Source organism: Pseudoalteromonas sp. US3C1004 (assembly GCF_048401065.1).
Taxonomy (GTDB): domain Bacteria; phylum Pseudomonadota; class Gammaproteobacteria; order Enterobacterales; family Alteromonadaceae; genus Pseudoalteromonas; species Pseudoalteromonas undina.
Window position 1 is genome coordinate 524,640 of record NZ_CP183073.1, and the last position, 22,465, is coordinate 547,104.

20 protein-coding genes and 2 tRNA genes are annotated in these 22,465 nt (G+C 40.1%); 15 read left to right on the plus strand and 7 right to left on the minus strand.

The window, feature by feature from the left end; genetic code table 11:
• The first annotated feature begins 18 nt into the window (after positions 1-18).
• Positions 19-1,398 carry a replicative DNA helicase gene (gene dnaB, locus ACNSN3_RS02440; protein WP_010390854.1) on the plus strand — a complete coding sequence of 460 codons (1,380 nt, stop codon included), beginning with the start codon at positions 19-21 and terminating at the stop codon, positions 1,396-1,398.
• A complete protein-coding gene (gene alr / locus ACNSN3_RS02445; protein ID WP_418608497.1) occupies positions 1,398-2,477 on the plus strand; it encodes an alanine racemase in 1,080 nt (359 codons plus the stop codon). Before dnaB ends, alr begins: the two co-directional genes overlap by 1 nt.
• A gap of 71 nt (positions 2,478-2,548) precedes the next feature.
• On the opposite strand, the gene ACNSN3_RS02450 is transcribed toward alr, so the two are convergent.
• Positions 2,549-2,788 (minus strand): DUF2960 domain-containing protein, encoded by a 240-nt coding sequence (locus ACNSN3_RS02450; protein ID WP_004588463.1) that lies wholly within the window; start codon positions 2,786-2,788, stop codon positions 2,549-2,551.
• A 100-nt stretch (positions 2,789-2,888) separates the two neighbouring features.
• Between ACNSN3_RS02450 and ACNSN3_RS02455 the strand changes: the two genes are divergently transcribed.
• Genes ACNSN3_RS02455 through ACNSN3_RS02465 form a run of 3 tightly spaced genes read left to right on the plus strand, consistent with a single transcriptional unit; the run spans position 2,889 to position 4,589 of the window.
• Positions 2,889-3,140 (plus strand): hypothetical protein, encoded by a 252-nt coding sequence (locus tag ACNSN3_RS02455; RefSeq protein ID WP_010390856.1) that lies wholly within the window; start codon positions 2,889-2,891, stop codon positions 3,138-3,140.
• Between the two features lie 25 nt (positions 3,141-3,165).
• Positions 3,166-3,789, plus strand: a complete 624-nt coding sequence (pnuC, locus tag ACNSN3_RS02460; protein ID WP_075170403.1) for a nicotinamide riboside transporter PnuC — start codon at positions 3,166-3,168, stop codon at positions 3,787-3,789.
• 8 nt (positions 3,790-3,797) lie between these two features.
• Positions 3,798-4,589: a phosphotransferase gene (locus ACNSN3_RS02465; protein WP_418608499.1), complete on the plus strand. Its 792-nt coding sequence runs from the start codon at positions 3,798-3,800 to the stop codon at positions 4,587-4,589.
• A gap of 36 nt (positions 4,590-4,625) precedes the next feature.
• On the opposite strand, the gene ACNSN3_RS02470 is transcribed toward ACNSN3_RS02465, so the two are convergent.
• Positions 4,626-4,808, minus strand: coding sequence for a hypothetical protein (locus ACNSN3_RS02470; RefSeq protein WP_010390860.1), 183 nt, complete (start codon positions 4,806-4,808; stop codon positions 4,626-4,628).
• Between the two features lie 237 nt (positions 4,809-5,045).
• Between ACNSN3_RS02470 and ACNSN3_RS02475 the strand changes: the two genes are divergently transcribed.
• Both ACNSN3_RS02475 and ACNSN3_RS02480 read left to right on the plus strand, forming a co-directional pair.
• Positions 5,046-5,120 (plus strand) — tRNA-Arg (locus ACNSN3_RS02475).
• A 268-nt stretch (positions 5,121-5,388) separates the two neighbouring features.
• Positions 5,389-6,606: an HD-GYP domain-containing protein gene (locus tag ACNSN3_RS02480; protein WP_054202243.1), complete on the plus strand. Its 1,218-nt coding sequence runs from the start codon at positions 5,389-5,391 to the stop codon at positions 6,604-6,606.
• Here ACNSN3_RS02480 and ACNSN3_RS02485 read toward each other — a convergent pair.
• Entirely contained in the window at positions 6,566-6,889 is a 324-nt protein-coding gene (locus tag ACNSN3_RS02485; protein WP_075170401.1) for a hypothetical protein, read from the minus strand. The two genes, ACNSN3_RS02480 and ACNSN3_RS02485, sit on opposite strands and share 41 nt — an antisense overlap.
• A gap of 282 nt (positions 6,890-7,171) precedes the next feature.
• Between ACNSN3_RS02485 and ACNSN3_RS02490 the strand changes: the two genes are divergently transcribed.
• Positions 7,172-8,473, plus strand: a complete 1,302-nt coding sequence (locus ACNSN3_RS02490) for an outer membrane protein transport protein (RefSeq protein ID WP_055012852.1) — start codon at positions 7,172-7,174, stop codon at positions 8,471-8,473.
• 157 nt (positions 8,474-8,630) lie between these two features.
• On the opposite strand, the gene ACNSN3_RS02495 is transcribed toward ACNSN3_RS02490, so the two are convergent.
• The 3 genes from ACNSN3_RS02495 to pepA all read right to left on the minus strand — a co-directional run bounded on the left by ACNSN3_RS02495 (position 8,631) and on the right by pepA (position 13,672).
• The gene (locus tag ACNSN3_RS02495) at positions 8,631-11,483 is read right to left on the minus strand and encodes a valine--tRNA ligase (RefSeq protein WP_418608500.1); all 2,853 of its coding nucleotides are present in this window, start codon (positions 11,481-11,483) and stop codon (positions 8,631-8,633) included.
• Positions 11,484-11,541: 58 nt separating this feature from the next.
• Positions 11,542-11,988 (minus strand): DNA polymerase III subunit chi, encoded by a 447-nt coding sequence (locus ACNSN3_RS02500; RefSeq protein ID WP_013464165.1) that lies wholly within the window; start codon positions 11,986-11,988, stop codon positions 11,542-11,544.
• A 172-nt stretch (positions 11,989-12,160) separates the two neighbouring features.
• Entirely contained in the window at positions 12,161-13,672 is a 1,512-nt protein-coding gene (gene pepA, locus ACNSN3_RS02505; protein WP_418608501.1) for a leucyl aminopeptidase, read from the minus strand.
• A gap of 307 nt (positions 13,673-13,979) precedes the next feature.
• Here pepA and lptF point away from each other — a divergent pair, with 307 nt between their 5' ends.
• Entirely contained in the window at positions 13,980-15,092 is a 1,113-nt protein-coding gene (gene lptF / locus ACNSN3_RS02510; RefSeq protein WP_418609034.1) for an LPS export ABC transporter permease LptF, read from the plus strand.
• Positions 15,089-16,156 (plus strand): LPS export ABC transporter permease LptG, encoded by a 1,068-nt coding sequence (gene lptG / locus ACNSN3_RS02515; RefSeq protein ID WP_008466816.1) that lies wholly within the window; start codon positions 15,089-15,091, stop codon positions 16,154-16,156. Before lptF ends, lptG begins: the two co-directional genes overlap by 4 nt.
• Before the next feature lie 91 nt (positions 16,157-16,247).
• Here lptG and ACNSN3_RS02520 read toward each other — a convergent pair whose 3' ends face one another.
• The gene (locus ACNSN3_RS02520; RefSeq protein ID WP_418608502.1) at positions 16,248-16,748 is read right to left on the minus strand and encodes an RDD family protein; all 501 of its coding nucleotides are present in this window, start codon (positions 16,746-16,748) and stop codon (positions 16,248-16,250) included.
• A 271-nt stretch (positions 16,749-17,019) separates the two neighbouring features.
• Between ACNSN3_RS02520 and ACNSN3_RS02525 the strand changes: the two genes are divergently transcribed.
• The 5 genes from ACNSN3_RS02525 to ACNSN3_RS02545 all read left to right on the plus strand — a co-directional run bounded on the left by ACNSN3_RS02525 (position 17,020) and on the right by ACNSN3_RS02545 (position 22,458).
• Positions 17,020-17,104 (plus strand) — tRNA-Leu (locus ACNSN3_RS02525).
• A gap of 650 nt (positions 17,105-17,754) precedes the next feature.
• A complete protein-coding gene (locus ACNSN3_RS02530; protein WP_055012847.1) occupies positions 17,755-18,744 on the plus strand; it encodes a fatty acid desaturase in 990 nt (329 codons plus the stop codon).
• A gap of 24 nt (positions 18,745-18,768) precedes the next feature.
• The gene (locus tag ACNSN3_RS02535) at positions 18,769-19,575 is read left to right on the plus strand and encodes a helix-turn-helix domain-containing protein (protein ID WP_138622597.1); all 807 of its coding nucleotides are present in this window, start codon (positions 18,769-18,771) and stop codon (positions 19,573-19,575) included.
• Between the two features lie 84 nt (positions 19,576-19,659).
• Positions 19,660-20,922, plus strand: a complete 1,263-nt coding sequence (tyrS, locus tag ACNSN3_RS02540) for a tyrosine--tRNA ligase (protein ID WP_418608503.1) — start codon at positions 19,660-19,662, stop codon at positions 20,920-20,922.
• Positions 20,923-21,318: 396 nt separating this feature from the next.
• Positions 21,319-22,458, plus strand: a complete 1,140-nt coding sequence (locus tag ACNSN3_RS02545) for a Na/Pi symporter (protein WP_418608504.1) — start codon at positions 21,319-21,321, stop codon at positions 22,456-22,458.
• Positions 22,459-22,465 lie beyond the last annotated feature (7 nt).

The following is a 22,465-nucleotide window of genomic DNA, read 5'->3' on the forward strand; positions in this document are numbered from 1 at the left end:
TTTTAGTACTGTGAAGTTATGGCCAAACCAGATAAGCAAGTCGACACTCTTAAAGTTCCTCCCCATTCAATAGAAGCTGAACAATCTGTTTTAGGTGGTTTAATGCTTGATAACCAAGCATTTGATCGCGTAGCTGAACTTGTTGTGGCGCAGGATTTTTATACCCGTACCCATAAGCTTATTTTTGAGGCGATGACAGCTCTTGCTGAAATTGGTGATCCGATTGACTTAATCACAATTTCTGAGAGTTTAGAAAAAAATAACCAGCTGTCAGGTATTGGTGGATTTGCGTATTTAGCCGAAATAGCAAAAAACACCCCAAGTGCTGCCAATATTGACGCTTACGCAAGTATTGTTCGCGAGCGCGCCGTTGTTCGTGAAATGATTGGTGTTGCCAATGAAATAGCCGAAGCGGGCTTTAATCCTGAAGGGCGTACTAGCCACGACTTACTTGATTTTGCTGAAAGTAAAGTATTTAAAATTGCTGAGCAGCGTACAAAAAGTAGTGAAGGCCCACAAAGCATTCACAACATACTTGAAAAAACCGTTGATAAAATAGAAGAGCTTTATCAATCACCACAAGATGGTGTGACCGGTGTGAGCACGGGTTATGCTGATCTTGATAAAATGACTACAGGCTTGCAGCCATCTGATTTAATTATTGTGGCAGCGCGTCCATCAATGGGTAAAACCACTTTTGCGATGAACCTTGCTGAACATGCCGCAATGACTCAAGACAAGCCAGTGCTTATTTACTCACTCGAGATGCCCTCTGAACAAATTATGATGAGGATGCTGGCGTCCCTTGGCCGAATTAACCAAACTAAAGTACGTACTGGTCAGCTAGATGACGATGACTGGGCGCGCCTTTCATCAACCATGGGATTACTCATGGAAAAAGGCAAAATGTACGTTGATGATGCCTCAGGCTTAACACCTACCGATGTTCGCTCACGTGCACGTCGTATAGCACGTGATCATGGTGGTATTAGTATGATTATGGTCGATTACCTGCAATTAATGCGTGTACCTAGCTTGTCAGATAACCGTACCTTAGAAATTGCCGAAATTTCACGCTCACTCAAAGCATTAGCAAAAGAGTTGCAGTGTCCGGTTGTTGCTCTATCGCAGCTTAACCGTACTCTAGAGCAACGTGCTGATAAACGTCCAATTAACTCAGATTTACGTGAGTCGGGCTCTATTGAGCAAGATGCCGATTTGATCATGTTTATTTATCGTGATGAAGTCTATAACGAAGACAGTACTGAAAAAGGCATTGCCGAGATTATTATCGGTAAACAGCGTAACGGTCCGATTGGTAAAGTGCGCCTAACCTTCCAAGGTCAATTCTCTCGCTTTGATAATTACGCGGGGCCTGCTGTAGATGATGATTACTAATGCGCTTAGCCACTGCTGAAGTTAATTTAACCGCGCTTGAACATAACCTAGCACAGGTAAAACGCTTTGCGCCCAATAGTAAAGTCATGGCCGTACTTAAAGCGAATGCTTATGGGCATGGTTTAGTCACTATTGCGCAACACTTAAATGAAGCGGATGCATTTGCGGTTGCGCGTATAGATGAAGCGTTAGCGCTGCGTGCAGGTGGCCTTACAAAACCGATTGTGTTGCTAGAAGGCTTTTTTCATCAAGAAGACTTACCTATTTTACTGGCGAATAATTTTCAAACTATTATTCATGACGAGATACAGCTAAAAATGCTGGAGAGTGTGCAGCTAGATGCGCCTTTAAATTGCTGGTTAAAAATAAATACCGGCATGCATCGCTTAGGTATTGCGCCTGAGCAGTTTGATATGTTTTATCAGCGACTACAAGCCAGCCCAAATGCACAAAACAAAATAAACTTAATGACCCATTTTGCGTGTGCCGATGATGTAAAAAATACTAAAACAGTGCAGCAAATAACTTTGTTCGATAATTTAACCCAAGAGGTTCAGCAAGCTCATTGTTTATCGAACTCTGCGGGAATTATAGCGTGGCCGAGTGGTCATGGTGATTGGGTTAGACCTGGGCTAATGCTTTACGGTGTATCGCCTATGGCCAATCACACAGGTAAAGATCATCAATTAAAGCCTGTAATGCGCTTAACCACTAAGGTGATAGCAGTGCGTAATGTGGGGGCACATGAGCAAGTAGGCTATGGCGGCCGCTGGCAAAGTGATAAACCTACGGTGTTGGCTGTGGTTGCACTGGGCTATGGTGATGGTTATCCGCGTCATGCGAAAGAAGGCACACCCGTGATTATTAATGGGCATCGTTACGGTATTGTGGGTAGTGTAGCTATGGATATGATCACCCTTGATATAGGTAATAACGAGCACAATGTCCAGGTGGGTGATGAAGTGATTATGTGGGGGCCAGAGCTACCAGTAGAAGAGATTGCACAATGTGCTGATACTATTTCTTACGAGTTATTGTGTAATATCACACCGCGTGTAAGTTATGAGTACCAGCGCTAATGTTTATTATTAAAGATATGCAGTAAGTTTACATTGCTGTCATGATCGTGATGCTAGCTTACTGGGTATGGTTACTCTTTTATAAAGTAAATATCGCTAAAGCCCATACGTGCAAACTCTTGGTCGCGAAAATTGCGTACCGCCGATGAACCTTTAGAGGTCATTTCAATTTGGCGTACCATGTTTAAGTAATTAGTTAAATCGATACCCTCAGCAGCCGCAATAGCCTGATACATATCGTGGTATTTATCTTTTGCGAAGTTAATTTCGCGCGGTTGATTTTTAAAAGTATAGGTAATTCTGCGTGCCATAATAAGCTCAGTTATATTGAGTGTTAGTGTAATTTTACACTGTATTTAAGTTGCGTTGAATGATTAGTTGAAATCAAATAATTAAAAAGTTGAGTTTGAAATGAAATTATCAGTAGAGATCAGTAAATACCCGCTTCATCAAGATTATATTCCCTTTATTAAAGGTTTTATTGACCGGTTAAATACCTATGATGATTTAAAAGTGATTACAAACACATTGTCGACGCAAATTTTTGGTGACTATGATTTAGTAATGTCGGTACTTAGTACTGAAATAAAACGTTCATACGAAGAGTTTGGCAAGGCTATTTTTGTTTGTAAATTTCTCTCTGGTGATCTTTCTCCTGAATAATGCTTAATAGCTTAGTGAGCCAATAATGGACTTTATTAACCAAACTCTTGCTGGGTTTACTGCGATGTCACACTGGGAATATATTGCAGTGGCTTTGTCTATGACTTACCTTTTATTAGCTATCAAAGAAAACCTTTGGTGCTGGCCTGCGGCATTCTTTAGTACCTTAATTTACACTATTATGTACTGGAATGGCGCTTTATTAATGGAGTCATTACTACACTTTTATTATATGTATATGGCAGTCTATGGCTGGCTAGCATGGAGGAAGAGTGGAGTAGGCAAACAGGAATTAGCAATTACATCATGGCGGGTAAGTCAACATATTGGCATTATCAGTATAACGTCCTTAGTTGCGATAATTTTGGGCTATATAATGACTAATTATACCCATGCTGATTTTGCCTATTTAGATAGTTTTACCACTTGTTTTGCTGTTGTTACTACTTATTTAGTGGCCAAAAAAGTGCTGGAGAATTGGTTATATTGGATAGTGATAGATGCCGCTTCGATGTACTTGTATTACGAAAAAGGCTATTACCCAACACTTGCGTTGTTTATCTTCTACACGCTAATGGCAGCATGGGGGTTTAAAACCTGGTATGAAGAGTACGAGCAAGAGCAAGCTAAGCCTCTAGCACAGCTATAAGAGCCACAATGACCTTTGACAATATAAGCGCTATATTTAGCGCTTTTGACCCGCAACTTAATGTTCTCAGTAGTGAGCGTTTGTATAGTGGTTTAAGTAACGATAATTTCCTTGTCCATACAGCGCAGCAAGCTTACCTATTAAAGAGTTATCGGGAACACTGGCCATCTATAGGCTTAGCAGCGCAAGCAAGCTTTGCAGAGTATAAAGTTTGTCCTGCACCAATGTGGCTCAATGAAGAAAAAAAGTTAGCCATTTTTGAATATATTGACGGTGATATAGCGCAAGACAACTACACATCTGAACTAATAAAAAAATTGGTCAGTTTACACCAACATAATATCGTAACAGAGCCAATGGATATTAAGTTCGAGCTTGATTACTACTCTGACACCGAACTTTATCAGCAATATCAGCAGGGGGTTGAATCAGCTTTAGTCTATATTTATAGCCAACCTAGAGATAACGGTTTTTGCCATAATGATTTAGTTAAAGAAAATATTATTCTCAACACAGAGGGCATGTACTTAATTGACTTTGAATACGCTAAAACTAACGATGTTTACTTTGATTTAGCCGCATTAGCAGTTAGTTTTGAGTTAACACAAATACAAAAAGCGCAGTTACTGAAAACCTATCATTCATATTTACCTCAGCAGTGTAATTTTAGTCCCTCGATAGAAAAGTTAAAGTGTTATCAAGTAGTATTCTTAGTGCTTTGTATTTGTTGGTATTCTGCGCGTGATGTCAGTGATAAGGTTAAAAAATTGTGTGAGCAGCTGGATTATCTAATTCAATAAATAGCCCAGCTTATCCCCAAGTAGTTATAAGTTTAGCTACAAACCACCAAACCGAGCTGCTAGCTCTTTATATTTAGCTACTTCATCGGCGTCATACTGTGGTTCGCCATTAGCATCTTCACTTTTGGCAATAAGTAAGCTTTCTCGTGTTAAGCGTTTAACTCGCTCGACTTTAACTCCTAAAAACTCAGCAACTTGTTCTGTTGACATTAACTTCATAATTACTTCCTCGTGTTTAATCTTTCCGTCCAGTGACAATAATAGATAATATGTGTCTAAAGCGTTACTGTTTTTTTATAGAATATAAATAAATAGCGCTTTTTTTACCTTTTGTTAAGTGATTAGCTTAAATTATAGACATGTAAACGAATCATGCTGGTATTTATACAAAGATGTCTTTATTATTGCGCATGCTAAAGCATTGATATCGCGAGTTGATGTGGAGGCAACAAATGTGCTCTCGTGGTGAAATGGATATCACGTGGCCCTCCGGAGGCTGAGTTGTAGGTTCGATCCCTACCGAGAGCGCCATTTGCGTTTTACTTTTTACTCCCTTCAAAACGATCGTAGCTATTTAAATTAACTCACTATTTTTTTCTCAGTTAAATAATAATATTTGTAGCAATCTAATCTACACCGTTAGGCGTATACTCAGTGCTGCGGTTATAGTTTAATATCAATATTCGTAGGATTTTAGTGTTAATGATTTATTATTACCCTAAACTCAAAAACTAGACTTTTATAGCTAAATAATGCTATTAAAAGAAAATATTCCTTAATTATAGAAATCCTCACATTTATGTTAGTTACCTTACCTATATCAGAGCTTATTCCCGGCATGTACGTAAATAGCGTGACCAAGCAGCAGGAGAGTGTGGATGGTATAAAAATTAAAACCAGTGGTTTGGTACGTGATAAATCTATAATTCAGCGTTTAATTACCGAAGGAGTACTAGAGCTTCTTATTGATTTTACAAAAAGTGATGTGGCTGTACCGGCTAAATATAAAGTACAAGAAAAACCACAAGCCGCTGCTACAAATCAAGACAAGCCCGCTAGTAAAAAGCGAGTTGTCAGCTTGCAACAAGAGTTTGCCAAAGCCAGTGTTAGTTATGATGCCCACAACAGAAAACTACAAAGTATTTTTGGTGATTTAACTTCAGGTTTGTCACTGAATACTGATGCACTTAATGAGATAAGTAATGAAATAGTCAGCTCAGTATTTCGTAATGAACATGCAATGACCATTTTAACTCGCATTAAAGATAAGCATAGCTATAACTGGCGTCATATGATCAACTGCACCATTTTTACAGCGGTATTCGCTAAGTATTTAGGGTATAAACGCGATGTTGTTCAGGAGCTTGCTATGGGGGCATTAATGCATGACCTAGGGCAGGCCAAATTACCTCAAGGAATATTCTCTAAACCTGGCAAAGTTACGGGTAACGAGATGACGGCAATAAAAAAGCATGTTGCACAAAGCCTAGGGTTATTAAAAGGTGGGAAAGGTATCACCTCTTTAATGTTAGATATGATTGTAAATCATCATGAGCGCCTTGATGGTTCTGGTTATCCTCGAGGAGTAGATGACAGCAAGATAAGTCGTCCTGCTCGGATTTTAGCGATTGTTGACGTATACGATGCGCTCACCGCAGATAGACCCCATCAAGAAGGGGATGAGCCTATTAATGCACTGCGTTATTTGTTGGCAAATAAACAGCTATTTGATGCAGAGTTAGTACAGCTGTTTATTAAGTGCTTAGGTGTTCACCCGGTGGGTACTATTGTTAAGTTAACCAATGAGCGTTTGGCCTTGGTGCTAGAAGGTAATCATTCAAACCCAATTAAACCTAAAGTTAAGCTTTTTTATAACGCAAAACATAACCATCATGTTACCGCAAAAGATATTGATTTGAGCTCAAATAATAATGAAATAAAAATACAAGCAAGTGTAAAACCCGCTGATTATAAAATTAACTTACCTCGACTTTTAAAAGAGCATTTACTGCTTTAGTATTTTTGCATCGTCTTTTTCTGTTTGTTTTAGCAGAAATATACCCACCTAAAAAGCAATTACCCATTAACGTCATCCACAGTAATGTGCCTAATTCTACATGCAGCGCTAAGCAGCAAAAAACCAAAGAAATAATTGCCATGCTAATGGCTGCTAACCAATAGAGATTAACTGGGTTGTCACATTTACCTGCCTGCGTACACGCGCAATAATTTGCTTTATAAAAGAAATAAACACTTAAGCCACAAAAAGTAAGCGCTGTAACAATAAGTAAAATGATCACTGTTTTCTCCCTTGGTGATTTTATTGGCAGTGTAAATTGCAACGCAAGTTAAGTCAATGCAAATGAGAATTAATATCATTAGAGTATATACTCTAATACCATACTTCTGCTCCGATGAGTTTTAAATAGTTGTTAAATTGTCGTTAAAAAACGTGTTTTTTGGCCTTTTTTAACGTTTTAGTAGGGTTTTTTATAAAAAATTAAGGTAGTGTACGCGGGTTTGAAACTCTAATAACAACACACATAGCTATCCAAACAGTAAGTTTGGCTAAGGACACAACAATGAAATTTACTAAAACTCTTATTGCTGCATCGCTGGCATTTGTTTCAGCTGATACCTTTGCAGCGGCTTTTCAACTTGCTGAGCAAAATGTATCTGGTTTAGGTCGTGCATACGCAGGTGAAGCGTCTGTAGCAGATGATGCCTCTGTGGTTGCTCGTAACCCAGCGTTAATGACGTTGTTTAAAGAGAAGCAACTTAGCGTTGCAGCTATGGCTGTCATTCCTGATGTTAGCCTAAAAGGCACAGGTAATGCCTACGGTTTAGATAACAGCGTACTAGATGATGACAGCATCGCACCTAGCGCGATTATTCCTGCTGGTTATTTCACTATGCCAGTAAACGATAAAGTATCGGTTGGTTTTGGTGCATTTTCTAACTTTGGCCTTGCCACTGAGTTTAACGATGATTACGCAGCTGGCCAAATTGCTGGTGAAACTGAAATTGTTACTGTAAACATGAACGCAAGTGTTGCTTATAAAGTATCTGAGCAGTTCAGTTTTGGTATTGGTTTAAATGCAATTTATGCAGAAGCGAAGATTATTCGTAAGTTTGGCGTAGTACCTCCTGTAAACCCTGCTATTGCATCTATTCCTGCAAGTGCTGATGCTGTTCACCTTGAAGGTGATGACATGGGTTACGGCTTAAACGTTGGTTTAATGTACCAATTAGATGAAAATAGCCGCTTTGGTTTTAATTACCGTACAGAAACAGATATTACTTTTGAAGGTGAGTACTCGAATGAACTACCTTCATTTATTCCTGGTGGGTTAAACGGTCAAGTTGAATTACCTGGCTCAGTTGAAATTACACTACCAGCAATTGCTGAGTTCTCAGGTTCTCACCAGTTAGATGAAAAGCTAGGCGTTCACTACAGCGTATTATGGACAGGTTGGAGCAGCTTTGACTCATTAGAAGCACAAGTTACTGCACCTACAGGTGGCAAGTTCAGTGCGTTTGAAAAAACAGAAGATTTCTCTGATGCAATGCGTTACTCAATCGGTACTGATTACCAGTACAGTGAAAATTTAATGCTTCGTGCTGGTTTTGCGTTTGATGAATCACCAGTATCACAACAGCATTTATCAATTTCTATCCCTGATACAGACCGTTTTTGGTTCTCGTTTGGTGGTAACTATGCGATTGATCAAAACTCAAACATTGATTTAGGTGTGAGCGTATTACGTGGTAAAACACAAAACTTTACTGAAAAAGTAGAAAGTGAAACGCTACCACAGCAATGGTCTTTTGAATCAAAAGGTCATGCAGTATTATTAGGTGCTCAGTACAACTACACATTCTAATTCTGCCTAGAGCCTAGAGCCTAGAGCCTAGAGCCTAGAGCCTAGAGCCTAGAGCCTAGACACAAAAAAGCCGCTTACAGCAAATGCAGTAAGCGGCTTTTTTTATACTTATAAATTAACTGGTTACGAATGGCATAAGCCATTCGTACTGGTTTAATTATAAGCTTTCTATTTTAACTTTTTGCTCTAGTAGCTTAGTTTTTGCATCGGTAAATTCAGCTAGCTTAGCATTTTCTTTAGCAAGTACCGCTTCAGGTGCATTGTTAACAAACTTTTCGTTAGCCAGTTTGTTTTGCACTTGCGCTAGGCCTTTCTCAGCTTTTTCAAGTTGCTTGTTAATACGTGCAAGCTCAGCTTCGACATCAATTAACCCCGCCATTGGGATCATAATCTCAAGGTTGCCAACATAAGAGGTTGCACACGCTGGGGCATCGTCTTTGTTTTCAAGCAGAGTAAATGCTTCAAGCTTAGCGAGTGACGCTAAAAACGATTCATTTTCGTTAATACGGCGCACATCGTCGCTCGATGCATTCGCTAGTAATACCGATAGCGGCTTGCTTGGGCTAATATCCATTTCACCACGAATATTACGAATTGCTAAAATGAATTGCTTAACCCACTCTAAGTCATCCATCGCTTGTGAATCAACATTGGCTTGGTTATAAACAGGGAACCCTTGTACCATAATGCTAGTGCCTGTTGTTTCAAGCCCTGCAAGTGGCGCTACACGTTGCCAAATTGTTTCTGTAATGTAAGGCATCATTGGGTGCATTAAACGCAGTAAGCTTTCAAGTACGGTAATAAGTGTATGACGTGTACCACGTTGCTGAGTTTCATTGCCTTTAAATAGTACCGGCTTAGTTAGTTCTAAGTACCAATCACAGAACTGATTCCAGGTGAATTCATATAATGTGTTCGCCGCTAAATCAAAACGGTAGTTATCAAGGTGCTCGGTGTAGGTTTTAACCGTGGCTTCATATTGACCTAAAATCCAGCGATCAGCTAACGAGTACTGCTTTTCGCTATCGTTAAAGCCACAGTCTTGCTCTTCTGTGTTCATTAATACGTAACGGCTTGCGTTCCATAATTTGTTACAGAAGTTACGGTAGCCTTCAAGGCGGTTCATATCCCAGTTAATATCACGACCAGTTGAAGCCATCGCTGCTAAGGTAAAGCGCAGTGCGTCGGTACCGTGTGCTTCAATACCGTTTGCAAATACTTTGCGGGTATCTTTTTCAATTTTAGCGGCAAGTTTTGGCTGCATCATATTACCAGTACGTTTTTGTACTAAGTCTTCAAGGCCAATGCCGTCAATCATATCAAGTGGGTCAAGTACGTTACCTTTTGACTTAGACATTTTATCGCCGTTATCGTCACGTATTAAACCAGTTACATAAACTGTTTTGAATGGCACTTGTGGTTTGCCATTTTCATCTTTTATAAAATGCAGCGTCATCATGATCATACGCGCAACCCAGAAGAAAATAATATCAAAACCGGTTACCAACACGTCAGACGGGTGGAAGGTTTTTAAGTCATCAGTATTCTCTGGCCAACCTTGAGTTGAGAATGTCCACAGTGCAGATGAAAACCACGTATCAAGAACGTCTTCGTCTTGGCTAAGTGCTACGCTATCTGCAATGTTGTTATCGCGGCGAACTTCCGCTTCATCACGGCCAACGTATACGTTACCTTCGCTATCGTACCAAGCTGGAATACGGTGACCCCACCAAAGCTGACGTGAAATACACCAATCTTGTACGTCATTCATCCACGAAAAGTACATGTTTTCATATTGCTTAGGTACAAACTGAATGTCACCATTTTTAACAGCCTCTTTTGCAGGCTCTGCAAGAGGTGCAACACGCACATACCATTGGTCAGTAAGTAGTGGTTCAATAACAACACCAGAGCGGTCACCGTAAGGAACGGTTAAGCCATGGTCTTCAATTTTTTCAAGTAAGCCGAGCTCTTCAAATTCAGCAACAATGGCTTTTCGTGCGTCAAAACGGTCAAGGCCATGCAGGCGCTCAGGAATAGGCGCGTCAAATTCAAGTTCTTTACCATCAAAGGTGTATGTTTCACCTTTTGTTAAAATAGCCGCGTCTTTATCGAAGATATTAATCATCGGCATTTGATGACGTTTACCTACTTCGTTATCGTTAAAGTCGTGCGCTGGCGTGATTTTTACACAGCCTGTACCTTTGTCTTTATCGGCATGTTCATCGGCAACAATTTTAATACGACGATTAACAATCGGTAGTAAAATCTCTTTACCGATTAGGTCTTGATAGCGTTCGTCATCTGGGTTTACTGCAACACCTGAGTCACCCAGCATGGTTTCTGGGCGCGTAGTGGCTACAACAATGTAGTCTTTACCGTCTTGCGTTTTTACGCCATCAGCTAGTGGGTAACGTAAGTTCCACATATGGCCTTGTTTGTTTTTGTTTTCTACTTCAAGATCAGAAATCGCAGTGTGTAATTTTGGATCCCAGTTTACTAGGCGTTTACCACGGTAAATTAGGTTTTCTTTATGAAGGCGTACAAATACTTCTTTAACAGCTTCTGATAGGCCATCGTCCATGGTAAAACGTTCACGGTCCCAATCAACAGAAGCACCTAAGCGGCGAAGTTGTTTAGTGATTGTGCCACCAGACTCGTTTTTCCATTCCCAAATTTTATCGATGAATGCATCACGGCCTAAATCGTGGCGTGTCTTACCTTCTTCTGCCGCAAGCTTACGCTCTACTAGCATTTGTGTGGCGATACCTGCGTGGTCAGTACCTACTTGCCACAACGTATTGTTACCTTGCATACGTTTAAAGCGCGTTAAGGTATCCATGATAGTATCTTGGAAAGCGTGGCCCATGTGTAAGCTACCCGTGACATTTGGCGGCGGGATCATAATTGAATATGGGGTGCCTTGGCCAGATGGCTTAAAGTAGCCTTTTTGTTCCCAGTCTTGATAGAGAGACTGTTCAATATCTTGCGGATTGTAGGTTTTATCCATTACACAGAACCTTAAATAAGTACTTAAATGAGTTAGTTAGCTTTGTACGCAGTGAGCGTTAGCGATTAATATCTTGCGTGGTGATATTGGCACCGAGTTGGCGTAGTTTTTTAAAGCGCTCACGAGCGGCTTGTTTGGCTACGGGCTCTACGGGTACAAAATCAAAAACTTGGTTAAACCGACGAATAAAATCCGGTAAGTGATTGGCCAAGTTAATTAATACTTTACGATTACCAACGGGTGGTGTTGTGCCTATTTCTACAGGTGCGCCGCCTTTTGGGCCTTCGCCTTGTAAATTGTGAGGTACAAAACTGTCGGCATCAAATGTCCAAATAGTTTCGTCAATGCTGTTGGCGGTTTCTTCGCTATCTACAAAAATAAATACGCGTTGACCAAGCCGATACTGTTGCCCAGCTATTTGAGCTGCTAAAGCAAAGTGATCATCGGCTTTAGCTAATGACTCATCTTGTTGCTTTAAAATGAAAAACTGGGCATTCATGTTCATTGTATCGGGATTTCCCATGACATTGATTGTGCTGTTATTAAATACACACAAATTAAGAAGGGGATTTTGCCATATAACGGGGTTTGCTTCAATTAATACCCAATAAATAAGGCGCTTTAAAAGCGCCTTATTTTATACTCTACATTGAGCTGTGAAGCCCTGTGTTGGTTTGTTAGTCGTGAGTTGCTTCGCTAATACCAGCTCGGTTTAATAAATACTGAGTCAGCATAGGAACAGGACGACCTGTTGCGCCTTTTTTAGCGCCGCTGCGCCATGCAGTACCGGCAATATCTAAATGAGCCCAGTTATACTTTTTAGTAAATTTAGATAAGAAACAGGCCGCGGTAATAGTACCTGCAGCGCGCCCACCTAAATTAGTAAAGTCGGCAAACGGGCTTTCAAGTTGATCTTGATAATCATCCCATAATGGCAGTTGCCATGCACGATCGCCACTTTGCTCAGACGCTTTTAATAAATCATGCGCCAGTGGATTATGATTAGCTAATAAACCCGTAGCATGGGCACCTAAAGCAACAATACATGCACCGGTTAAGGTTGCAACATCAATCACGGTTTCTGGTTCAAAACGTTCAACATAGGTCAGCGCATCACATAATACTAAACGGCCTTCGGCATCGGTGTTAAGTACTTCTACCGTTTGCCCAGACATAGTTGTTAGTATGTCTCCTGGGCGATAGGCGTTTGAGCTTGGCATGTTTTCACAGCCGGCTAAAACACCAATTACGTTTATAGGTAGCTGCATTTGTGCAAGTGAGCGCATAGCGCCAATAACACCAGCTGCGCCCCCCATGTCGTATTTCATTTCATCCATGCCTTCGCCTGGTTTTAATGAAATACCGCCTGAGTCAAAGGTTAAGCCTTTACCAACGAGAACGATAGGCGCTTGGTCATCGCTTGCGCCTTTGTAGTTAATTACCGACATAACCGATTCGTTATCACTACCACGACCAACTGCTAGGTATGAGTTCATACCTAGTTCTGCCATTTTATCTTCGCCAATCAGCTCAACAGTGATGTTGTCAAAATTAGTCTCAAGTTCTTTGGCTTGCTCGCCGAGATACGCTGGATTACAAATATTAGGCGGCATATTGGCAACGTCTTTGCACAATTTGCTACCAGCAGCAATCGCTAGGCCATGCTCAATGGCACTTTCACCTATAGTCAGTTCGCGGCGCGTAGGAACGTTAAATACCATTTTACGCAGTGGACGACGTGGGTCTACTTTCTTACTTTTTAGCTGATTGAAGGTGTATAAACAGTCTTGGGTTGTTTCTACCGCTTGACGCACTTTCCAATAGGTATCACGGCCTTTAACGTGTTGCTCAGTTAAAAAGCACACGGCCTCCATTGAACCCGTTTCGTTTAGCGTGTTGATAGTTTTAGAAATAATTTGCTTATATTGTTTATCGTCAAGTTCGCGTTCTTTACCGCAGCCAACAAGTAAAATACGTTCGCTTAAAATATTGGGCACATGATGCAATAGTAGTACTTGTCCTGGCTTACCTTCTAAGTCGCCACGGCGTAATAAATTAGAGATATAACCATCGCTAATTTTATCAAGTTGTTCACCAATGGGGGATAACCTGCGTGGTTCATACACACCCACAACAATACACGCACTGCGTTGTTTTTCTGGGCTACCACTTTTTACGTTGAATTCCATTGTCACTCCTGATTTTGAGTCATCTATAGAAGCTAAATTGGGACTAAAAATGTGTTTTCTAGTCTTTTTACCTAAATTTTTAGGTCTAGCGCTAATATTAGTAGATTTTACTCGACTCTTACTGTGTATTTGAACTTTATATGCTTAAGGGTAACTAATGCAACATTATATCGTGATGTTAGGTAGGATAATTAATATTGATGGCTTATAATATGTGCTTAATACTCATTTAAAATGAGTGAATTAACTAGTTCACTCATCGTTTTTTATTATTATATTGAAATTCCATGTTTAACAGGGGCGAATGTTGCTAATTTTCCGTTATTTGACCACTGAGGTTTTAAAATCGCAGGTCGCCGTATTTTTAACTTTAATGACCATATTTTTGTCGCAAAAGTTTGTTGTTATTCTTGGTGATGCCTCAGAGGGGAGCATCCCAGCAAAACTCGTGTTCGCAATGATTGCGCTTAAGTTGCCACAGCTAGCATCATTAATTTTACCCCTGAGTTTATTTTTAGGAATTATTTTAGCTTATAGCCGTATTTACGCTGACAGTGAAATGACAGTACTTAAAGCTTGTGGCGTGAGTGAGTGGTATGTGGTGCGCATTACGCTTATTTCTAGTGTCATCTTAGCGTTACTCGCCGCGGTACTTACCTTGTATGTTGCACCTTGGGCTAGCGAGCAAGAATATCAATTAAAAGAGCAAGCAAAGGCGGATGCTGGATTATCGGCGCTTAGAGCTGGGCGTTTTCAACAAACCGGTAACGAAAAAGCCGTGGTATTTATTCATAATATTGAAAATGGCGGCAAAGAGCTCAACAAAGTTTTTGTGGCACAACTACCCGATAGTGAAAAAAGTGACCTAGCGCGTTTAGTTTATGCAGAGCAGGGCGTTGTTATTGAAGCGCAAAATGGTGAGCAGCAGTTAGTGCTCACTGATGGTAAGCGCTATGAAACTGACGGCGAAGCGCCTTCACTTAACTTGACTGAGTTTGATGGTTACAGCGTACAAATTCGCGAGCAAGAAATAGAACATCAACGTCGTAAGTTAGAAGCCGTGCCAACTCGTGAGTTAATGTCTATTAACACTCCAGAAGCAATTGCACAGTGGCAATGGCGTTTAGCTATTCCGTTATCTATCCCATTATTAACTTTACTAGCAGTACCCCTGAGCGTTGTTAATCCACGCCAAGGTAAATTTGCTAAATTAGTGCCCGCTTTGAGCTTATATTTAGGGTATTTCATTTTACTCAACGCGGCTAAGTTTGCGGTAGAAGATGGGAAAATTCCGCCCTCTATTGGCCTATGGTGGATTCATCTAAGTGCATTATTTATAGGTAGTTTATTAATTATTAAAGGCCGCCCATTAGGTGTTTGGCTGAAGGCTGTCGTGACTAAACGGGAGCAACACATATGATGAAAACGCTTGATTGGTATTTAGGTCGTAGCATTATGCAAACGACTGGATTTGCACTAATGGTGTTGGTGGGGATCAGTACTTTAATAAAATTTATAGAGCAACTTAAATCGGTTGGCCGAGGTAGTTACGATATTATGACCGCCTTGCTATATACCATTTATAGTATGCCCGGCGATTTAGTGGTGTTTTTCCCAATGGCAGCACTTATTGGTGGCTTAACTGGGTTAGGCGCTTTAGCTTCTAATAGTGAGTTGGTAGTAATGCAAGCCGCGGGTATGTCGCGTTTACAAATCATTGGCTCGGTAATGAAAACCGCAATTTTTATGGCGCTGTGCGTAATGGCGCTAGGTGAGTGGGGGGCGCCCGCTGCTCAGCTGCACGCCAAAGAAATGCGTAACCAAGCTATTCATGGCGGGGATGTATTTAATGCACAAAAAGGCGTGTGGGCTAAAGATGGCAGTAACTTTATTAATATTGAAGATGTTGACCAAAATGGCATGCTGCGCGGCGTAAATATGTACCACTTTGATAAGTCGTTGCAACTTACACAAATTACTAAAGCAAAAGAAGCAGTAGGGCGTGATAATGGCTGGCTACTGCGCGATGTGAACAAAGTATTGATCAGTGAAGAGCTAATTACCACGGAGCAAGTTACTGAAGAGTTTTACTCATCTCAGCTGACCGGTGAAAAACTTGGCGTGGTTTCAGTAAAACCAGAGTCACTATCATTTTCAGGATTGTGGTCATATTTAGCTTATTTACAGCAAAATGAGCAAGATACAAGTACCTATGATTTAGCACTATGGCGTAAATTAATGCAGCCAGTGTCTATTGCTGTGATGTTGTTGGTTGCCTTATCGTTTATATTTGGTCCGCTGCGAACCGTAACTATGGGGGCACGAATTATCATGGGAGTGGTAACGGGGATAGTGTTTCACTTAACTAATGAGATATTTGGCCCTGTGGTAATGGTATATCAAATCCCAGCCATTGTAGGCGCCGTTCTACCGAGCATTTTATTTACTGGGTTTGCAGCTTATTTGATGAATAAGCGGGTGTAGCTAGACTTAAAGCTTAAATAAAAAACGCGGCCTTTTTTAAAAGTGCCGCGTTTTTTATGCTTTAGCTTATACCAATTCACTAGATTAAGTATTAATCTAGTTCGCGATACACGCGTTTATTTTCTTCTTTGGTGAGCGTAACCACTTCGGTTTTTGATAAGTAATCTTGTAGTGCTTTTTTATTTTTAAAGTCGACTAATACCACTAAATTTCCTAAACCAAGGAATGCGCTGATACTGCGGATAATAGCTTGTGGCCAGCTAATTAAACTTCCTTGGTTGGTTTGTACTTTTAAGCGCCATGCTCGCATACCAATTGTTTGCCCACTTTTCGTCCAAAAATAACCAAAAAATACCAAGCCAACAAGCACCAGCAGCGAGCTACGAATACCAGAAAGTAATAGTGAATCTTGAATACGTGCAGATACATCTTCAGCGCCATTGAGGGCAATAACATCAAGGGAAATAAGTCCTTGGATAGCAAATAAATACAATACCACCGTTAGCATCGCAAAAGCGATAATAGCTAATGTGTCGTACACCAATGACGCAAAACGACGCCAAAACCCTGTTCGTGGAAACTCAGCCGACATAAATATACTCTCACTGTTAATGTGCGCGATAGTTTAGCAAATAAGCCGCTAAATACTACCTATTACGCTACGTGCTTAACCAGCTATTGGTTCAAATGTTAATGGTTGCCTAAATGTTAAGCGGTCGATCACGCTTAAGACATAAAACGCTTGCCGCTTTGCTCATTGTTTGTATAATGCTAGGCAATGAGATGGAAGAGGGTACATAATCTTTCACTCTTAAGTGGTTTTTCTTTATCTTCTCGTGTTTAGAAGGTTAAAGAAAAATGATGCCAGCGTGATGAAATTGGTATACATGGGGGATTCAAAATCCCCTGCCGCAAGGCGTGCCGGTTCAAGTCCGGCCGCTGGTACCACTTTTTATAGCCCCTGCTAGATTTAGCAGGGGTTTTTTTATGCCTAAGATTTGAGTTGCCGGACTCGAGCGGCACGTGAGGTGCCGCTGTTATAAGTAAAAGTCCGGCAACTTAGTACCATTTTTTTATAGCCCCGACCAAATTGGTTGGGGTTTTTTATGCCTTAAATTTGAGTTGCCGGACTTAAGCGGCACGTGAGGTGCCGCTGTTATAAGTAAAAGTCCGGCCACTGGGTGAGAGTGAACCGAAACGCAGTTTCGCAGTGACTCGAAGTGAGTTCATGGATGAACGATGGATGCAGCTTCAAGGATGAATTATATACTCAGCTATATAGATTATAGCCCCGACCAAATTGGTTGGGGTTTTTTTATGCCTAAGATTTGAGTTGCCGGATTTTAATTACAAAAAATGTGTCCAACATTGCTACTTTTATAAGCAGTAGGTTTTGATCTAAACTTGGCCTGTAAACGTTTTGGTTTACCTAACCTTAAGCTCTGCTTGAGATAGGTTTCTTATCCAGAACTAAGGTTAGATAGTAAACACAGGCCTGACTTTAATCGTATTTTTCATTGATACGGGTGTGCTAAGTTATGCAATGTGTTTTGACTCGGGTATTATATACCTCAACCTCTTGTTGCGAATAAAACATCATGACTCAACTAACCGCAAAACAGAATATTCAAGCCATTGTAAAAGCGATTAAGGCTGAAGAAGCATTACTGCGTAAAAAACACCCGCTATTAATGCATCAAAATACCTTAGGAATGGCTATTTTATTACTTTCTTTGAGTGCATTAATCGGAATTGGCACGCTGTATTATTTTGCTATTATTCCCGCTTGGCTATGCATTATTTTAGCGGCCATTGCTACCTCAATTTCCCATGAGCTTGAGCATGACTTAATCCACAAACAGTACTTTAGCAACCAACCATTTTTGCATAATTTTATGATGTTAACCGTGTGGCTGATGCGTCCTAATACCATAAGCCCATGGTACCGTCGCAAGATGCATTTACATCATCACAAAACGTCGGGTACTGAGCAAGATTTAGAAGAGCGTTTGGTAGGTAATGGTATTAAAAATCCGTTTTTACGTGCCTTGGTAATTGTTGATGGATTACTCGGTTTATTAATTAATGCAAAACGTTTTAGTAAAGAAATTAATGGGTTTAGCTTCTTTAAAGTGTTTAATGCAGGTTTTCCCATTACTACTGCGTATTTCGCCATTTTATATAGCGTAATTGTGTTTCACTTAGTTAATTTGTTCACTCCACTGGCTGCTAATTCACCTGTATTGCTGCTTGATGCAATGAATGTGTTTGAATTTCTAATGGTGGTGCTGATTGTGCCTAATATTGTACGTTCGAGCTCCCTTAATTTTGTTACTTCAAGTATGCATTATTACGGCGGTGTTAATAATATGCTTGAACAAACTCACGTCATCACCAGCCGTTTGTTTATGCCATTTAATTTATTTTGCTTTAACTTTGGGCATACTCATACTATTCATCATTTTGTGCCGAATCAGCCGTTTTATTTACGACAAATGATCAGTAAAAAAATCCTTGAAGTGATGCGCCAACACGGCGTGCGTTTTAATGATTTTGCCAGTATTAAGCAAGCAAACTTGTATCAGTGATACTCAGTGTAAAATGGCATCATAATGCAGTCGGACTCGCAGCAGCAATTAACTCAGCAAGATGCGTTAGCGCAATGTGTACAAGCTATAAAGGGGACCAGTTTTGCGCAAAAGCTGGTTAATTACATTGCCCTTATTGTTGAGTTTGATTGTGCGGTTGTATTGGCTTGCAGAGTAAATAAGCATCCCATTTATTTATTCGATTCTATCGAGAAACAGCGTGAACTTTTATTTCAGCGCTACCTTACTAACTCGTTTGTAAACGACCCTTTTTATACTGAACTGATTAGTAAAGCTGAGGAAGGAGTATTTCGGCTCGCTGATATAGCTCGTTATCAAGATGAACTGACCTTTAAGGCATATCAACAGCAGTTTTATACTCACACTGACTGGACTGATGAGCTAAGTATTTGTACTAATATAGGTAACGGTCGCTCGATTGTTATTTACCTTGGTTTATTATCCAATAACCAGCGCTTTAGTGCGTTGCAAAAGCAGCAATTAATAGCACATTTTAATTTAATAAAAGCACTGTGTAGCCAACATTGGGGTAGCCAAAAATTACTATTAAATCAATTTAATAGTTCAGTTACTGGGCAGCTTATAGAAAATGCCCTCACATCATTTGCTAACCAACAACTCACTCAACGAGAGCATCAAGTGGCTTGTTTAATTGTGCAAGGTTGCGACTCCGCAGATATTGCTGTTCAGCTTGGGATTGCCCTAGGTACAGTTAAAAACCATCGCAAACGTATATATTCGCAGTTAAACGTTGCTTCACTGAGTGAATTTTTTCGATTGTTTTTAAATCATTTAATGCACACAAAATAAAACGCGATTATGTCCCTTTAGGGATATAGTGCCCATCGCTGAGTTTAATTAGTATTTTTCTTATAGATAATTTTGAGAAATACGATGACAGCACATTTACTTAATGACATTACGCAGCGTGGTTTAGTCTCTCAAGTGAGTAATATTGAGCAATTAACCCAGAAGCTTGAAACCCCACAGGTGGTTTACTGTGGCTTCGATCCTACCGCAGGTAGCTTACATATAGGTCACTTAGTACCATTAATAATGCTAAAGCGTTTTATGGATGCAGGGCATCAAGGTGTGGCATTAATTGGGGGGGCTACAGGATTGATTGGTGACCCGAGTTTTAAAGCCACTGAGCGTAGCCTAAATACCAAACAAACGGTGTCGCAATGGGTGGATGCGCTTGCAAACCAAGTTGAGAGTGTACTTGGTCCGCATTTAAACCAGCCACTGCAAATAAAAAATAACGCTGACTGGTTTAGCAGTATTGATGTATTAGACTTTTTTCGTGATGTAGGTAAACACTTTTCAATTAACACCATGATCAACCGCGAGTCAGTAAAACAACGTTTGCAACGTCCAGACCAAGGCTTGTCGTTTACTGAATTTAGTTACTCCTTATTGCAGTCGTATGACTTTGCTAAGCTCAATAGTGAGCTAAATTGTACTTTGCAGATAGGCGGTAACGATCAGTGGGGTAATATCGTCAGTGGAATTGATTTAACCCGCCGTTTAAACCAGCAAACAGTGTTTGGTTTAACGTTGCCACTTATTACCAAGTCAGACGGTACAAAATTTGGAAAAACCGAGGGCGGTGCTATTTGGCTCAACCCCAAAAAAACCTCACCGTATCGTTTTTATCAGTTTTGGTTAAATTGTGAAGATGCTGATGTGTATAACTTTTTGCGTTTTTATACTTTTTTATCAGTTAAAGAAATTGAGGCCATAGAAGCAAACGATAAGATAAGCGACCAAAAGCCTCAAGCACAGCGCATTTTAGCTGAGCAATTAACCCGTTTTGTTCATGCTGAAGAAGGCTTGGCAAGTGCGCAGCGTATCACTGAGTTGTTATTTAATGGACAAGTACAAACCTTAAATTTAAATGATTTAGCACAATTAGAACAAGACGGCTTACCAGTAATAACCCTTACTGAAATTAATATAACCACCTCCGCGCTATTGGTTCTCAGTGGTTTAGCAAACTCTAAGCGTGCCGCAAGAGAACTGATAGCTGCAAACGCAGTAAAAATTAATGGTGAAACAATTTCGGCTGATCATAGTCAGTTAAATTTGGCATTGCATCAACGTTTTTGGTTAATACAGCGAGGTAAAAAACAATTTAGGTTAATTAAACTCAATTGAATTTCCCTCTAATGGTGATTTTTTATGTGGTTTTAGGGGGTATTCTTAATCCAAACTACTTAAGTTTTTTAAAAGTCTTCATTGTTTTTTCTCATTACAATAACGGTAATTAATAATTTAATTGCCGTTATTAATGTGTTTTGTAGGCATTTGTAAATCACTGTGAAATGCTAAGTTAAAAGTAACTTTTTTAAGTGGCTGATAATAAAGTAACTTTGCTATCTGTTTTTAATAGCGCTGTGCGCACGAGTTGTTTCTTTGTATTAATCTCTTTACTCACTCAAGCACGTTAATCGAATTGAAATATTTCTGTAATATTTAGGTGTTCTAATGCGCTCTGAAACAAAAACGTCATCAAAATGCCATAATCGGTAAGACAAAAACTGAGATTTAAACATGAGTGAATCAAAGCGCAATACGCTATTAATAAAAACGCTTAACTGGGCTGCTATCGCCTTTTTAGTTTATTTAGTCCTGGTAGCCGTTGGCACTGTCAGTGGTGGTTTTAAATTAGCGTCGGGCGGTACCGAGGGAGCGAAAGAAATTTTTGCATTCGCAACCAACCCGTTTATTGCATTATTATTAGGTGCTTTGGCAACGGCTTTAGTGCAATCGTCATCAACTGTTACCTCAGTAATAGTGGGCCTTGTTGCTGGCGGTTTACCGTTAAGTATTGCTATTCCAATGGTGATGGGTGCAAATATTGGTACTACTATTACTAACACCTTAGTGTCTATTGGTCATATTCGCTCTAAAGAAGAGTTTCAACGTGCGTTTGCAGCATCAACGGTTCATGATTTCTTTAATTTATTTGCCGTTATTATATTTTTACCGCTTGAGATAATGTTTGGTTTGCTGCAAAAAATGTCAGCTGCTTTGTCGCATCTATTTATTGGTGATGCTGACTTATCATTAAAGAGCTACAACTTTATTAAACCACTTGTTAAACCTGCTGTGGGTGGAATAAAAGATGCATTTAGCTTCCTAGACACAAAAATGCTAGGTGCAGCGATGGTTATAGCAGGTATTTGTTTGATTTTATTTGCCGTAACTACATTAGGTAAACTACTTAAAAAAGCATTGGTTGGCACTGCAAAAGATATACTGCATGGTGCAATTGGGCGCGGGCCTATCGCAGGTATAACATCAGGTGCGGCGGTAACAGTTATGGTTCAGTCGTCATCAACTACTACGAGTTTAATGATCCCACTTGCGGGAAGTGGTGTGTTTACTACACGTCAAATCTATCCATTTACGCTAGGCGCTAATATTGGTACAACCATTACCGCTTTATTAGCCGCCACATCAATTACAGGGCCTATGGCTGAAGTGGCGCTAACGATTGCTTTAGTACACGTTATGTTTAATGTATTTGCGGTTGCACTAATTTACGGAGTTCCTGTACTACGTGAAATTCCGCTTAAGTTAGCCGAAAAGCTAGCCGAAATTGGTACAAAGAATAAATCAGCTGCATTAGGCTATGTGTTAGGGTCGTTCTTTGTGGTGCCAGGTCTAATTGTACTGGCCGTTAGATAAGCAAATA